Origin of the sequence: Longilinea arvoryzae (assembly GCF_001050235.1) — a bacterium.
GTDB lineage: Bacteria > Chloroflexota > Anaerolineae > Anaerolineales > Anaerolineaceae > Longilinea > Longilinea arvoryzae.
Genome location: NZ_DF967972.1, coordinates 2,123,457 through 2,137,618, shown reverse-complemented (window position 1 = coordinate 2,137,618; position 14,162 = coordinate 2,123,457). Strand labels below are relative to the sequence as shown.

Genomic DNA, 14,162 nt, shown 5'->3' with positions numbered 1-14,162 from the left:
CATTATAGTAAAAATAAGGACGGATCGTTGATCCGTCCTTTGCGTTTTAATCCGCAGGCGTGCGATCGGTTTCGGCTGCCGGTACAGGCGCGTCGTGGTCGGGGATCAGGTCTTCCACCTGGCGCACCGGGCGCATCAGGTAACCGCCGGCGCCGACCACCAGCATCAAGAGGCCGCTAATCGTGATCATCAACGCCATGCCCGAGCCGGGATGCGCGCCAAAAATTCCGCCGAAGGTCGAGGCCAGAACACCGCCGTTTTGCATGGCCGGTTCGAAAACCTGGTCGGCCAGCGGACCGGCCACCAGCATTGAAATTGGGCCGGTGATTTGCGCGATCATCACGCGCACCGAAAAGACGCGTCCCTGCAGACCAGGCGGCACCTTCGACTGCCAGATGGCCTGATTGGAAGCGTTGATCACCGGGCCGAAGAAACTATCGAAGAAGGATGCCACCAGCCAGATCGTCAGGCCGCCCGCCAGGCCAAATACCGTGTATCCCAATAATCCGGCCAACAGCCAACCGATCAGCACGCCGTGGATGCGTCGCTTGGGGCCGCCCCAGGCGGTGATCACCAGGCCGCCCGCCACTCCCCCGATTGCGGCGGCGGATTGAACCGTGCCCAGGGTGGTGGCGTTGTTGTTCGTCCAGGCCAACACCATCGGGTTCACCAGCGTTCCGGCAATGGTGGCCATTAAATTGCCCGCGAAGAACACCATTTGCAGCCACAGCAGGCTCGGGCGCCGCCAGATATACCGGAAGCCAAAACCGGCATCCTTGATCAGGTTTTCCCGCTTCTCCTGCGGATCGCGCTCCGGCTGCGGAACCTTTACCACCGCCAGGGTGATCAGGGCGATGGCCAGGGTAGCCAGATCGATGGCCAGAATTCCACCCAGCCCGATCTTCCCGATCAGCATGCCCGCCAGCACCGGCGCGAAGATCCCCGATCCCCACTGGGCCAGCGACATCATCCCACTCGCCCGGCCGTAATGCTCCTTGGGGATCATGAGCGAGATGGCGGCCGAATAAGCCGGCCACTGGAAGGATTGAAACAAACCGGCAAACGCGCCCGTCACGAACAGGTGCCATAATTGAAGGTGGCCTGTCAAGAAGAGTGCCAGAACGACCATGCTGGTAAAACCGGTGGCCAGGTCACTCAACGCCATGACCAGCTTGCGATTCCAGCGGTCCACCAACGCGCCGGCAATGGGACTGAACAGGATCATGGGCGCAAAATTAAAAAAGCCCACCAGCGCCAACGCCGTGGCAGTTCCTTGATTCTCCCAGGCCCAGATCGTCAGAGCAAAACCGCTCATGGCCGATCCAATCAGCGAAAATATCTGCCCTCCCCAGATGGTGGTGAAGGCACGCATTCCTTCAGGTCGCTTAGCGGACATGCCGTCTCTCCAATGAAGTCAATATTATTCTATGGACCCTGTGGGTTCGAAAAAATATGGCTGGTCTCGTCAGAACAGGTACACGCGGTGATCACTTTGCCATCCCGAATGAGCGTGCCCTGGTAAGCCACGCTGCCAGCCTGCACCACCCAGCCCTCCAGATTGAAGGCCAGCGCTCCACCGGCCGGTATCCATTCGCCGTTGTAACGCCGCGCAATATGCACGTGCGTACCGGTCGCCTCACCGCCCTCGCAGGAGGGCAGCCCGACCGGGTCGCCGGCTTTCAATTTGCGGCCCACCGGCGGCAGGCTGGCGTTGGATATGTGCAAATAGAAGATTGTCCAGCCCGTGCGTTCGTCGCCGTCGCCGTCCAGGTCGAGGACAACCAGAGCATCACCGGTGCGCACCACCACCCCATCCGCCACAGCCGCGGCAGGCACATCCGTCGGCGTGCAGCCGCTGGCGATATTACCGGGGGCGAAATCGATGGCTGCCAACGGATCACCTTCACCCCAACCGGTATGCGGGCCGCCGGTGAAAGCCCAGGTTGTTCCGGTCTGGAACGGGAACCGGAAGTAAGGCTGTTCCAGGCTGCCGGGGATCAGCTCCTGGACGTTGCTCCACGGGTCGCCGAATAGCTGGGTGTAGGTCTTCAGCAGTCCCTCGCCTGAAATAGCCAGTTCATACTTGTCGGCCGTCATCACCTGGCTGAAATAGTACTGTAAGGCCGCGCTGGCCGCGTTTTGCCATGGATCGACGCGCTGCAAACGGCCATCCTGCAATTCGAAGCTGTCCAGCTTGCCGGTGCGCCAGGCATAGTAACCATTGTTCAGTTCATTGGCGGCCCAGTTCAACTGGCGCGCCAGCCCGATATGCAGACCGTCGATGTACCCGAGCGGATAAGTCGACGCGCCGTCCGGAACCTCGGCCTGCGTCAAACCGCCGGCCTGAAATTCGATCAACGCCAGCAGCAGGCGCGGGCTGACACTGTAGGTGGTGGCGATATAATCGATGATTTCGCCGCCCCTGCGCTGTTCGTCGCCCAGGAACTGGCTGGCGTTCTTCAACCAACCGGGCTGCTCTTTGACATATTCGACCACGTCGAATCCAACCTGCGCCGGGCCGTTGACGAACAGTGAATCCGGCAGGATCTCGAAAGAGCTGCCCCAGAACGGTTCATAATAGATCGGAATTTTCAACGGCAGGCCGGCCGGAAGGGTGGTGACGTGCTCCGGCAGAACTGAATTTGCGGCGCGGATTTCTTTTTCGGTGGTGTTGAAGCGCGCCGCCAACGCGGGGAGGGTGGTCACAGGACCGGCGGATTGGTCGACCGAACCGGAAGCCGGCGCACACGCGCTGAGCAGAAACGCCAGCGCTACGATGAAGCGCCAGCCCGATTTTCGATACTTTTTATTCTTTTCTAACGCTAAATCCGCGCTATTCAACCGGATGGCTGATGCGCGTCTCAAAAGACCCATAGACAGATGCGGTAACAATCTCATTATCTTTCGTCAAAGTACCTTCGTATTCTTTACTGCCGAAGTGCGCCCGCCAGCCGCTCAGAATAAATGGAAGTGGGCCGTCGGCAGGAATCCATTCCCCATTATACTTGCGTACGACGTGAACGTGTGTACCCGTTGCATCGCCGCCCTCGCAGGAAGGGTGTCCAATGGCATCGCCGGCTTCCAGAACCGTTCCAACCGCGACCCGGTCCTGGGTGGCCACATGCAGGTAAAGCAGCACCCAACCGGTCTGCTCGCGCCCGTCGCCATCCAGATCCTCCACGACCACACCGTTCTTCGAACGCACCACCACCCCGGCCGCTGAAGCGGTGACCCAGGCATCGGATTTGACGCATCCCGATTCCGTGGTGGCCGGCGCGAAGTCCAACGCGGCCCACGAACTGTTGGGTCCCCAGGCCGAATGCGGCCCGCCGGTGAAGCTCCATACCTTGTTCGCCGCGAAGGGCAGCGCCAGCTCTGGCTGGGTCAAATCCGGCGGAAACAGCGGTTCGACGGTTTGCGCGCGCAGCCAGGGATTCCCGTACATGCGCTCGTACAGCTCCGAAAACCCGCTTGCGCCGTTCAATGCGCCCATCCAACGCTGCACATCGTAGAGTTGGGCCAACAACGTTTGAACCGCGGCCGTTCCGGCATTCAGGGTCGGGGCCATGCGCACGCTCTCGCCGTCCGCGAATAGCAGGGTTTGCAGCCGGCCCTCGCGCCAGGCGTAATAACCGGACGAGAGATTGTGAACGGCCCAGGTGAGCTGCTTGTACAGTCCCTGGCGGTCCAGGCTCACGTAACCCAGGGGATAATCGGTCAGGGCCAGGCTGCGGGGTTGGCCGTAGACCCAGCCGGATTGATACTCGACCAGCGCCAGCAGCAGGCGAGGATTGATCGAGGTCTCGGTCGCCACGCGTTGAATGACCTGCGCGCCGGTATACCAGCCGTCATCCAGGTACTGGCGGTAAGTCGTCAAATAACCGTTGGCGTCATCGACGAACGTGTCGATGTCGAAATCCAACGCCGAAGGCGAATAAACCACCTCGCTGTCGGGAATGATGTTTTCGGATGGTCCCGTGACGCCCACCCGGTTGGGAATCACCAGCAGTTGGCCGGGGTTGATCATTTCCCAGGCCGGCAGTTCATGATCAGAAGTGATTTCGGACGCCATCACGCCAAACCGCGCCGCCAGGGCCGGCAGCGTATCCGCCGATTGGCTGGTATACAGGATGGGGGGAGCGGCGGTTGCCGAAACGGTCGGCGTGGGCGTGGGTTGGGTGGGAATGAACGCCTGCGTGGTGGGCAGCTCGGTTTTTTCCACGATTCCATCCGTCGGCATAAGGATCGTCGGTTCGGAGTAACCCCCGATCCCGCCGCGGACCGCCTGCACCGTGGCGGTCAGGTCCAGGGTGCTGGCATACTGCCGCGAACAGGCCAGGATCGAAAAAGCCCAGACCGTCAGTCCGGCAGCGATTGCCAAGCGCCTAACGTGAGATCTGGTTTTCATCCACCCTTCGATCCCAGGCTTCAACGACCTGTCCATTGCGCGTTAATGTCCCATTATATTCGATGCTCGTGCCCGCAGAAATCCAACCGTCCAGGTTGAATGGCAGCGTTCCATCCGCTGAAATCCACATTCCATTATACCGTCTGGCCATGTGAAAATGCGTGCCGTTCGACAACCCGCCTTCACAGGAAGGATGGCCGATGCGGTCGCCGGCTTTGACCTGCGTCCCAAGCGCCACCCGGTCGCGCGTCTCGATGTGCAAATAAAGCACCGTCCAACCGGTTTGCTCCAGCCCATCTCCGTCCAGGTCGAGGACCACCACGCCGTTCCCGGAACGTATCACCAGGCCGTCGGCCACCGCGGTCACCCAGGCGTCGCTCTGTACGCAGCCCTGTCCTTCTCCTGGTGGGGCAAAATCCAGCGCCGCCCAGGCCGAACCATCTCCCCAGCCGGCGTGCGGCCCACCGGTGAAAGACCAGGACGGTCCGGCTTCCAAAGGCAGTTGCATGGCAGGTTGGCTCAGGCCTTCCGGCAGGAGGGGTTCCACGGCAAGGTCGAATGGATAGCCGAAAAAGTTATTATAGACGGCGTACACGCCGCTCTCGCTCACGGCGCTGTCCCAACCGCTGCGGTTGTAGAGCAGGCTCATCAGATATTGCACGCCGGCCGTCCCGGCATTGATGGTCGCGGCCAGCGGTACCACGCTGCCGTCCGGCAGTACTACGCTGGGCAGCGCGTTGACCTGCCACAGATAGAAGCCGCGGTTCAGATTGTTGGCCGCCCAGGCCAGTTGGCGATACAGGCCGGGCCGGTTGCTGTCCGGGTAAGCCATCGGATAATCATCCTGGTTCGGATCGATGTCCTTTCGGGTCACCCAGCCGCTCTGATATTCCAGGAGGGCCAGCAGCAGGCGCGGATTGACGGAATATTCATAAGAGATGCGCGCCACGATGGCCGTGCCGCTGGTGGGTTGGTCGTCGACCTCTTCCTGGTATTGCGCCAGGTAACCGCCCTCCGCCTGGACGAAGGCGGCGATATCGAACAGCGCGCTGGCCGGGCCGTAGATCAGCTCCGAATCGGGCAAAATCTTGAAGTCCGCGCCGGTGGACTGCGGCTCGGGCGCCGGAATGGTCAGGCTTTGCCCAACGCTGAGAAGATTCGGATTCTCGATCTTGTTGACCGCGGCCAATGTGTCGGCATCCACGCCGTACTTCTGGGCGATCGTACCCAGCGTGTCGGAGGGCTGCACGATGTAGGACTCCTCGTTCGGACGCAGCGTCGGCAGGGCATGCGGCGTGTCCGGTGTGGGGCTCTGCACGGGGCTGCCGGGCTGGCGGGTCGGCGGCAGGTAGGTCAGCGCCGGCTGGAAGGGGGTGGGTTGAACGGCGGATGTGCCGGATTGGAGCGGCGACAGCATCCAGGGCTCGCTGGTGGGGCCTGGACGAACGCAGCCTGCCAACAGACCCAGCGTGATCAAAACCAATGCCAGCCGGAAAGATCGTTTCATAGGGGCTCTCGTGGAGATATCGATGTCGACCTGAGGTCAATCTCCATTGGCGTGCAAGATCCTTGCCCGATCAGCGGGTTTGCGGTTCGACATCGAAATGAAACGGCATTTTTCGCCCACCGATGACATGCAAATGCAGGTGAAATACCGATTGGCCGGCATCCGGCCCGGTGTTGATCACCAGGCGGTAACCGCTGTCCCGGATGCCCTTCTGGTTGGCCAGGGTCTTCGCCACCCGGATCATGTGTCCCAGGACGACTTCATCGCCGGCTTCGATCTCATTGGCGGAAGAAATGTGCCGGTTGGGGATCACCAGAAAATGCACCGGCATGACCGGACGTTGATCTTCGAAGGCGGTCACCCATTCATCCCGATAGAGGATCGTCGCGGTGGTTTTCCCCCCGGCGATCTGGCAAAAGATACAACCGTCCATGCTCGCCTTTATCAATGAATCGCCGGATACCCGGCGCAATGGCCGGCGTACCACTCGAGCTCGGCCGATTTTTGTTCCTCAGCGTTCTTGCGCACTTCGTCTGAGATCTTGATCGCATCGTACATCGCGTTGTAGGCGTTGGTGCTCCAGTAACGCGGCAAAGTCAGCAGCGGGTCGCCGGCCGGCAATTCTTCATCGCCCTGGGGGATCCAGTTGAACAGAATCGGACCGCGCGCCCGCACAGTAAAGCCAAGCTGATAACCGGTCGTGCGCGCCTCGTGAACCGCCTGAGGCGTGTAATTGCCGCCCGGCCAGATGAAGGCAATCGGCGTTTCGTCCAGGTACTTCTGAATCTGGGCGATGGGTTTGACCAGTTCCTGGGTCACGATATCCGGCTTGGTGAACTCGGTGATGTAAGACTCGCCGTTGTGCAGGTAACCGTGCGCCTGCACATCCACGAAGCCGGTGTCATCCAGGCGCTTGAGTTCCTTCCATTCCCAATCCGATACCACCGGCCCGGTGATGTAGGCCAGGGTGATTTTCCAGTTGTAACTCTGCAGGAAGGGCATGAAATTGTTCCACACCACCCCCTGGCGGCGGTCGTCCAGGATCAGGAGCAGCGAGCGCGCGGGTATTTTGGTGTTGTTCTGCAGGAAATCCAGCAATTGGGCGCTGGTGATGGTCTCGAATCCCAGGCGTTTGGCCTCTTCCATGAATTTCTTCAGGTCCGATTCATGGATGCTGATGTTGTCGTTCAGCGGGTGTCCGTCCTTGACCACCGAGTGAAACATGACCGGCACCACCATCGTACCCGGTTCCGACCGTTCAGGATCCCAGCGGTACTGCATCGCCTGGCAGGCATCCGCCAGGTAAGTCACCGGCGTGATGCCCTTCAGCATCAAATCCGGGCGGAAGGCCGGCAGCGGCGCCGGAGTGGGCGTTAGGCTGGGCGTGGCCGTCGGCGCAGGCGTGGCGGTCGGGGATGGGGTCAGCGTCGGCGTGGGTGTGGGCGTGGCGGAGGGCAGCGGCGTGGGGCTGGGCTGCAGGGAGCTCAGCCAGGACGCGGAACCAGAACAGGCGGTCAGGATGATCGCCAGCCCCAAAAGGGCCAGCCATCCCAACCGCCTGTGATCGGCGTACACGCCTCGATGGTTATTTTCCTTGCCGTTTCCGGTGACAACGAGGCTAAATTTCAATCGATTAGTTCTCCCCGCGAATATAGGCTTCGGTCATTTCGCGGCACTGATCATCCTTGAACTGCTTGGGCGGGGTCTTCATGAAATAAGAAGCCGGGGCGATCAATGGGCCGCCGACGCCGCGATCCAGGGCCAGTTTGACGCAGCGCACCGCGTCGATGACCACGCCGGCCGAGTTGGGCGAATCCCAGACTTCGATCTTGGCTTCCAGGTTCAGCGGAACCTCGCCGAAGGTGGTGCCTTCCATCTTGATGTAGCAGAACTTGCGGTCCTTCAGCCAGGGCACGTAGTCGCTCGGACCGACGTGAATATCATCCGGCGAAAGGGTGTAGGGCAGCATGCTGGTGACCGCGCCGGTCTTGGAGATCTTCTTGGATTCCAGGCGTTCGCGTTCGAGCATGTTCATGAAATCGGTGTTGCCGCCGAAGTTGAGCTGGTAGGTGTGATCGAGGCGCACGCCGCGGTCCACGAACAGGCTGGTCAGCACGCGGTGCAGAATGGTGGCGCCGAGCTGGCTCTTGATGTCGTCGCCGATGATGGGCAGGTTGGCAGCCTTGAAGCGGTCGCCCCAGTACTGCGAGCTGGCGATGAACACCGGGATGGCGTTGACCATGCCGCAGCCGGCCTCGAGGATCTGCTCGACGTACCACTTGGTCGCCATTTCAGAGCCGACCGGCAGGTAGTTGATGACCACATCCGTGCCGGTATCCTTCAAAAGTTTGACGATGTCGGCGGTGGGGCCGGGCGCCTTTTTGAGGATCTGGGAAAGATATTTTCCCAGGCCGTCGTGGGTCATGCCGCGCATGACGGGCACGTTCAGTTTGGGCACATCGAAGAATTTATAAGTATTGTTCGGATAAGCGTAGATCGCCTCGGACAGATCGAGGCCCACTTTGGTATCCACAATGTCGATCGCGGCGCTGAATTCGATATCACTGATGTGATAGCCGCCCAGGTTGACGTGCATCAGACCGGGAACGCGATCCGTGTCGGCAGCATTGCGGTAAAAATGGACGCCCTGGACCAGGGACGATGCGCAGTTACCCACGCCAATGATGGCGACGCGCACTTTCTTGTTGTCACTCATACTTCTAGCTCCTCCAGGTTTAAATTAGGGACGGCGGGGTTCATGATCAGGGCATGCTCCAAGCCTATTCACCATCCGGACCACCCTATGCGAGAAGTCTGGTCATGACCGCTGTATCCTTGATTATACTCGCCGATTCGCCTAACTCGGAGTGAATTTCGGCACTTTAAGGACATTTTGGGAAGAATTTTTGCCCGGTTAAAGCCGCGGTAAAGCCGTATGCAAAGCCTTGCCAAAAACCGTAAATACGGTATAATTTCCTGCGTTCGGGGCGTGGCTCAGTCCGGCTAGAGCGCACGGTTCGGGACCGTGAGGTCGGCGGTCCAAATCCGCCCGCCCCGACCATAAAAGCCGCCAGATAAATCTGGCGGCTCGCATTTTAATTTGTCGGCGGTCTACCATCGAGGTACAGGCACAGGCGCCCGCCCCGACCCGGGCCCCGTTTGAAAATCAGACCGACACGCAGGTCTGCACTTCCCCGTTAGGGGCGATCTGCGTATCGCATCCAATCGATAATAAATGTACAATAGACCTATTGTGTGTAAATCTTCGAAGCCTGCAATGAGAAAGATTATGAAAACCCAACAAAATAACAGGAAAGCCCATCTGGGTCGCGTTCTTGACCTGTCTATTTTTACGATCTTGATCCTGTTTTTGGTTGTCACCGTCCTGACCTCCGGAAAAGCCAACCTCCAGACCGATTCGCTCGATTATTACACCATCCTGCAAAGACTGACGGCGGATCGCAGCCGGCCCATTGTCGACAACCTGCCCTTTGTCGAGCAGCGCTCGCCGGGCTATCCCATCCTTGCGATGATTCCTTACTACCTCACCACGGCCCTGATCGAACCGTTCGTGCAAACCCAGACGGTTTCGATTTCGCCAGAACCTTCCGCAACGAACCCGGCTCAGGCGCCTTCGGAGGCCATGTCCTTTCCCCCGCAGCCGCTCCTCTTCAAGGATGTTTTCTTTAAGGATTTTTCCATCGGCCCCCAGGGCAGCGCGTTGACCTGGAAACTGCTATCTTCCCTGCTTTTGACCAGTTATGGCTTTTTCTTCATCGGGCTGTTCTTCGTGGTCAAGACCCTGCGCCTGCTCGATCGACCGGTCTGGGGCGCCGCCCTGGCGCCGCTGACCGTGATCACAATGCCAATCTTCATGCATAACCTGATCAACACGCCCACCTACGCCACCCTCACCGCCTTTGGGTTGAGCTGCGTGTTTGGCTATTTTTTCGTAAAAGGCTTTGTTCGGAAAACGCGGTCCGCCGCTTATCTATCCGGCCTGTTCCTTGGGCTCCTGGTGCTTACCCGGTTGGAAACCATCCTCCTGGCAGGCATCGTATTGATCGGCCTGGTCCTTTGCAAGGAATATCGCTTCCTGCGGAATGTGATTCTCGGCGCCTTGCTGCCGGCGGCGATGCTGCTCGTGTATAACGCGACCCAATTCGGCAATCCGTTTCACATGGGCATCCTGAAGGGCAACATCAACCTGATTCTGCTGGATCTGCGCTACATCTACCTGAATACGCTGAATCCGCAATCCGGGATGCTCTTCTGGTCGATGCTCGGCGTAATCGGAATCCTCGGGCTTTTTCTGAACAGGCAGCCCTACAGCAAAATACTGGGCTGCGCTTCGTTGGGCCTGATCCTGCTGATCCTGGTCCGCGTCCCGATCATGGATACCTGCATCGGCGAAGGCACAAAGCTGATCGGCGGACTGCCCATCACCTGTCCCAACACGCTGGCGGATCTGGTATCCCTGATCCGCTCCGACGCCAACCGCTACATCACGGTATTGGTTCCGTTCTCCATACTGGGACTCCGCAGCCTGATTTCGCTTCTGCCTCCATTGTGGAATCGAGTTCGGGCGCGCATCCAGCGGAATCCGGCATAACTAAATCTGTCCGTCCCGATAAGTAAGGTCACTGAATAATTTCCGGTAGCCTTTAATCTTTTGCTCGCGCCGGTGTCTTCACCGCGCGCGCCCTGTGACTGCAGGTCTCCCGCCTGCCGTTGATCAATCCTTATCCCCACCCAACGCCTCTACGAATTGTCGGTTAACGATCCATTTCTCCCATTTCCTCTTTTGACAGATTGCGCATTTCCTCTCTTTTGTGCTATATCATTTCAATGAGAAACGGGTAGGATTTCGTTAATCCGAAGTACGATCAAACGTCTATTCGTTCCTGATTCGTTTCAAAACAACAAGTCCTCGCTTAATCCAATGCTTGACTATGCGCAAGGAAAGGCAAATGTCCAATTCCACATCCTTCCCCGAACCCCTCCCCGCATCCGACTTCCTGACCGTCCTCGCCAACACCCCGCTGCTGGCCTTCGATCTGCTCCTGCGCGACCCGCAGGAGCGGGTTCTGCTCGGGCTGCGCAGCAACCGCCCCGCCCAGGGTTACTGGTTCGTGCCCGGCGGCCGGGTGCTGAAGGACGAGCGTCTGGAAGACGCCTTCCTGCGCATCACCGCGGCCGAGTTGGGGCAGTCCATCCCGCTGACCGAGGGCAAATTCATGGGAGTCTACCAGCACTTCTACGCGGATAACTTCTCCGGCCGGGCCGGCATTTCCACCCATTACGTCGTGCTCGGCGTCGAATTGCGCCTGGCGCAGGCTCTGCTCGAGAAACCCCTCGCCCAGCACAGCGATTGGAGATGGTGGTCGGTCGAAGACCTGTTAATCAGCCCGGAAGTGCATCCGAACACCCGGGCTTATTTCAACCGCGAACAGAAAACCCGGGCTCTCTACCCGCCGTTCTACAGCGCGTAGATCAATGCCGCAACCGCAAACGGCAGCAGCGCCAGCAGCGCCAGGAACCGGGCGCGCGGTTTGCCGGTTGGTTTACTATCCCAATCGAACAGGTGTACCGACAACCCCAGCGCGATCGCGCCGCTGGCCAGCAGCGCAACCGTCGCCAGCCAAGGATCGGTCGTCGTTGGCAGTCCCATCACCGCGCCGCGGAAGGCTTCCATCATGTGTGTGGCCGGGAAAAGCAGCGCTACCGGTGCCAACCCTTTGGGCAGCATTCCCAGCGGGATCATCATCCCGCTCAGCATGATCGAGGGCAGATACAGCGCCTGTCCCAGCAGCACCGTGGCGCGTGAGCTGGACGAGATTACGCCGATCAGCATACCCAGAGCAGCCAGGCAGAAAGCCATTGCGAAGAAAATGCCCACTCCGGCCAGTTCGTGACCTGCCAGCGGCAGCCCTGCGCCGAATAACGGTTTCGCAGTCAGCGCAATAATGGCGGCGCATACGGTCATATGCAGCATGGTCCCCAAAATCGGGATCAGTACGATATTGATTGCCGGGACACCGTTGATGCGATAGCTGCGGTAGACGCCATTTTCGCGCGCCGAGACCACCGGTCCGGGCAACGCCAGCAGTGTCGAACTCATCCCGGCGAACACGATCATGGCCGGGATCATCGTCGTAAGAAAGCCGGGGTTGACCTGACCCATCAACATACCCATCATGGCGTAAAAGAACAACGGGAAAAGGTAGTACATCAGCATCTGGGTCTTGTCGCGCAGCCCGGTTCGAAAGTCGTAATTCAGGTGGTACAAGAAAGCGGTCATGAAATCCTCCAAAAAATCAACCCGAACGCAAAACAATCAAGGATCAACCCTGCACCTGGCTCTGCACTTGGGTAATTTCGAGGAAGCGTTCTTCCAGTGAGGGGCGCTCGACGCGCAGGTCCACCAGCCGGTCGCCGCTGGTTTCCAGGTACGCCAGAATGGCCGTCACCGTCTGGCCTGGATTGGTGCTGTAATACACCGCATATTCTTCTTTGACGAGGCGTTGGCTGACCGCCGGAAAAGCCATTTCGTTCTGGTGCAGCCGGTTGGATTCGCTCGAGACGGAAATCTTCGTCAGGCCGTTGCCGGCCGCGGTAAGCTGCGCCGGGGTGCCCTCGGCGGCGATGCGCCCGCGCAGCAGAATTGCCACCCGGTCGGCCATCTTCTCGGCCTCAGCCATATCATGCGTCGCGAGGAGGATGGTCGTGCCGTTTTGTCGGATTTCAGCCATCAGTCCGTGTAAATCGATGCGCGAAGGCACGTCAAGCCCGGCAGTGGGTTCATCCAGGAAGAGCACTTGCGGGCGATGCGCCATGGCCAGCGCCAGCGCCAGGCGGCGCTGCTGCCCGGCCGAGAGCAGGTTGAACTGGTCGCGGCGCTTTTCCATCAATCCCAGTCGTTCGATCAGATCCATGCGCGGAGCCACGCCGTGATAAGCGCAGAAGAACTGCATGGCTTCCTCCACCGTCATCATCGGCGGCAGCCCCGAGGATTGTAATTGCACGCCGATCAGGTTGCGCAGCCGCAGCGGTTGTTTGGCCGGGTCAACGCCCAGAATGTCCAGCTTGCCGCCATCCGGTTTGCGCAACCCTTCCAGGCTTTCCAGCGTACTGGTCTTGCCGGCGCCATTGGGTCCCAGCAGTCCGAAAATTTCACCGTGCTGGACCTCAAAACTGATGTCATCGACCGCCGTCAGGCTGCCGTAGGTTTTGCGAAAATGCTGAACCGATAACACGATTTCGGATTTCATGCCGTTTTCTCCTCAAAACGAAAGCTGTCTTCTCTGAAAAAGGATTGCCAGATGAACTCCTGTCCCTTCAATTAACACGCCTTTTTACGCGAACCGCACCGGCTTTTTGGTCAGTTTTCCTCTATTCGAGTATCCAGCAATTTCTCGAATTCGGCCGGAAGTCATGTATAATAGAACATATTTTCATCCTGTCTTGCCCGCGGAACCCATCGACACCATGCAAGACCTGCTACCCCTACTGCAAATCCTCTTTGCCTTCTGGCCGCTCGCCCTGGTGTTCACCCTGCGGGGTTGGCAGCGTGGCCGCAAAGAACAATTTCCCCATGCGCTGCGCCGCGGCCTCGTCACCTTCCTGATCTTCTGGGGAGCGTGGGCCTCCATTGGGCTGCTTCTGCTGTTCAACGGCCTGAGCCCGCTGGGACTGCTGCCCGAGCCCTGGAATACGACCACCTTCGTCATTGCCGGACTGCTGGCCGGCGGCGGGCTGCTGCTGCAGGGATGGTGGCAAAATCGGGATGCCTGGCGCGCCCTGCGAACCGCGCGCAGCGTGCAGGAATTGCAGGAACTTACTCCCGAAGAATTCGAAGAATTGATCGCCGTCTTCTTTCGCAGTTTTAATTATCGCGCCCGCCGTGTCGGCCAAACCGGTGACCACGGGGTCGATCTGGTCGTGTATACTAAGCGCCAGGGGAAATGGATCGTGCAGTGCAAGCGTTATCGCTCCAGCGTGGGCGAACCCGTGGTGCGTGATTTTTACGGCACGATGCTTCACGAAGCAGCCAGTCAGGGTTTCGTCATGACCACCGGTACATTCACCCCACAGGCGGTCGAGTGGGTGCGCGGTAAACCCATTACACTTTACGACGGTCCGGCGCTGGTCAAATTATTACGCGCCAGCCGCCGCCAACGCCATCTGAAATAATTTTGCATTTGCGCGACTCCTTTTGCCAATTCATCCGTTATATGTATTAACAGC

Annotated in this window: 12 protein-coding genes and 1 tRNA gene; 4 read left to right on the top strand and 9 right to left on the bottom strand. The window is 59.3% G+C overall.

The features are described from left to right. Positions 1-46: 46 nt before the first annotated feature. The 7 genes from LARV_RS09525 to LARV_RS09490 form a co-directional block, all read right to left on the bottom strand. A complete protein-coding gene (locus tag LARV_RS09525; RefSeq protein ID WP_075073420.1) occupies positions 47-1,396 on the bottom strand; it encodes an MFS transporter in 1,350 nt (449 codons plus the stop codon). Between the two features lie 29 nt (positions 1,397-1,425). Beyond that, entirely contained in the window at positions 1,426-2,865 is a 1,440-nt protein-coding gene (locus LARV_RS09520) for a LysM peptidoglycan-binding domain-containing protein (RefSeq protein WP_236709948.1), read from the bottom strand. Beyond that, entirely contained in the window at positions 2,834-4,408 is a 1,575-nt protein-coding gene (locus LARV_RS09515; protein WP_172797829.1) for a hypothetical protein, read from the bottom strand. The genes LARV_RS09520 and LARV_RS09515 overlap by 32 nt, the downstream gene beginning before the upstream one ends. After that, positions 4,386-5,915, bottom strand: coding sequence for a LysM peptidoglycan-binding domain-containing protein (locus tag LARV_RS09510; protein WP_075073417.1), 1,530 nt, complete (start codon positions 5,913-5,915; stop codon positions 4,386-4,388). Before LARV_RS09510 ends, LARV_RS09515 begins: the two co-directional genes overlap by 23 nt. A gap of 70 nt (positions 5,916-5,985) precedes the next feature. Continuing rightward, positions 5,986-6,348 (bottom strand): histidine triad nucleotide-binding protein, encoded by a 363-nt coding sequence (locus tag LARV_RS09505; protein ID WP_075073416.1) that lies wholly within the window; start codon positions 6,346-6,348, stop codon positions 5,986-5,988. An 11-nt stretch (positions 6,349-6,359) separates the two neighbouring features. Continuing rightward, positions 6,360-7,544: a polysaccharide deacetylase family protein gene (locus LARV_RS09500; protein ID WP_083522465.1), complete on the bottom strand. Its 1,185-nt coding sequence runs from the start codon at positions 7,542-7,544 to the stop codon at positions 6,360-6,362. A 4-nt stretch (positions 7,545-7,548) separates the two neighbouring features. Further along, the gene (locus tag LARV_RS09490; protein WP_075073413.1) at positions 7,549-8,631 is read right to left on the bottom strand and encodes an inositol-3-phosphate synthase; all 1,083 of its coding nucleotides are present in this window, start codon (positions 8,629-8,631) and stop codon (positions 7,549-7,551) included. 267 nt (positions 8,632-8,898) lie between these two features. On the opposite strand from LARV_RS09490, the gene LARV_RS09485 reads away from it, so the two are divergent. The 3 genes from LARV_RS09485 (at position 8,899) to LARV_RS09475 (ending at position 11,407) form a co-directional block, all read left to right on the top strand. After that, positions 8,899-8,976 (top strand) — tRNA-Pro (locus tag LARV_RS09485). A 228-nt stretch (positions 8,977-9,204) separates the two neighbouring features. Next, positions 9,205-10,527 carry a hypothetical protein gene (locus tag LARV_RS09480; protein ID WP_075073412.1) on the top strand — a complete coding sequence of 441 codons (1,323 nt, stop codon included), beginning with the start codon at positions 9,205-9,207 and terminating at the stop codon, positions 10,525-10,527. 358 nt (positions 10,528-10,885) lie between these two features. Further along, a complete protein-coding gene (locus LARV_RS09475; RefSeq protein WP_075073411.1) occupies positions 10,886-11,407 on the top strand; it encodes a GDP-mannose mannosyl hydrolase in 522 nt (173 codons plus the stop codon). Here the strand turns inward: LARV_RS09475 and LARV_RS09470 are convergent. After that, the gene (locus LARV_RS09470; protein ID WP_075073410.1) at positions 11,395-12,216 is read right to left on the bottom strand and encodes an ABC transporter permease; all 822 of its coding nucleotides are present in this window, start codon (positions 12,214-12,216) and stop codon (positions 11,395-11,397) included. The genes LARV_RS09475 and LARV_RS09470 overlap by 13 nt on opposite strands. A 43-nt stretch (positions 12,217-12,259) precedes the next feature. Further along, entirely contained in the window at positions 12,260-13,186 is a 927-nt protein-coding gene (locus LARV_RS09465) for an ABC transporter ATP-binding protein (RefSeq protein ID WP_075073409.1), read from the bottom strand. Between the two features lie 163 nt (positions 13,187-13,349). Between LARV_RS09465 and LARV_RS09460 the strand changes: the two genes are divergently transcribed. After that, positions 13,350-14,108, top strand: a complete 759-nt coding sequence (locus LARV_RS09460; RefSeq protein WP_083522464.1) for a restriction endonuclease — start codon at positions 13,350-13,352, stop codon at positions 14,106-14,108. Positions 14,109-14,162 lie beyond the last annotated feature (54 nt).